This is a genomic window from Streptomyces sichuanensis, assembly GCF_020328095.1.
GTDB lineage: Bacteria > Actinomycetota > Actinomycetes > Streptomycetales > Streptomycetaceae > Streptomyces > Streptomyces cinnamoneus.
Genome location: NZ_JAIXMK010000183.1, coordinates 1 through 688 on the forward strand (window position 1 = coordinate 1; position 688 = coordinate 688).

Sequence of the window (688 nt, forward strand, 5' to 3'; positions counted from 1 at the left end):
TGGTGCTCTACCAACTGAGCTACGTCCGCATGCCTCCGACCAGCTCTCACTGGGCGGCGCGTGCATCACTCTACCTGATCCACAGCCGTGGTCGGTAAGCGATGAGAGCGGGTGACAGGAATCGCACACTGCGCCTCCCCCTTGGAAAGGGGGCGCTCTACTACTGAGCTACACCCGCGCGTCCATCCGGACCGCCCACCGAGGTGGACGACCGAACGGTCAGAGCGGGTGACAGGAATCGCACACTGCGCCTCCCCCTTGGAAAGGGGGCGCTCTACTACTGAGCTACACCCGCGCGTCCATCCGGACCGCCCACCGAGGTGGACGACCGAACGGTCAGAGCGGGTGACAGGAATCGCACACTGCGCCTCCCCCTTGGAAAGGGGGCGCTCTACTACTGAGCTACACCCGCATGACCCCGAAGTTCCGGCCCGTTTCCCGGCCTTGCCCCTCGGCGTGATCCAGACTCTAGCTGATCATCCGGGGTGCTTGGCAAGTCGGGCCGGGAGCGAGGTCCGGCCACGGCTCAGCCCGCGGCGTTGAACGCCTCGTAGACCTTCTTGGGGATGCGGCCGCGCGGCGGCACCTCCATGCCGTTCGAACGGGCCCAGGCCCGGACCGCCGCCGGGTCGGGCGCCACGGACGTGCGGCGGTAGACCTTGCCGGAGCGGGACTGCTTGCGGCCGGC

The 688-nt window shown here is 67.9% G+C and carries 1 protein-coding gene and 3 tRNA genes; all 4 read right to left on the reverse strand.

What is annotated here, in order from left to right:
* Positions 1–106: 106 nt before the first annotated feature.
* Positions 107–178: transfer RNA gene (locus LE181_RS30120), tRNA-Gly, on the reverse strand.
* Positions 179–223: 45 nt separating this feature from the next.
* Positions 224–295: transfer RNA gene (locus tag LE181_RS30125), tRNA-Gly, on the reverse strand.
* 45 nt (positions 296–340) lie between these two features.
* Positions 341–412 (reverse strand) — tRNA-Gly (locus tag LE181_RS30130).
* Positions 413–526: 114 nt separating this feature from the next.
* A partial coding sequence (locus tag LE181_RS30135; protein WP_225664688.1) for an Lsr2 family DNA-binding protein occupies positions 527–688 on the reverse strand: 162 nt, incomplete at its 5' end.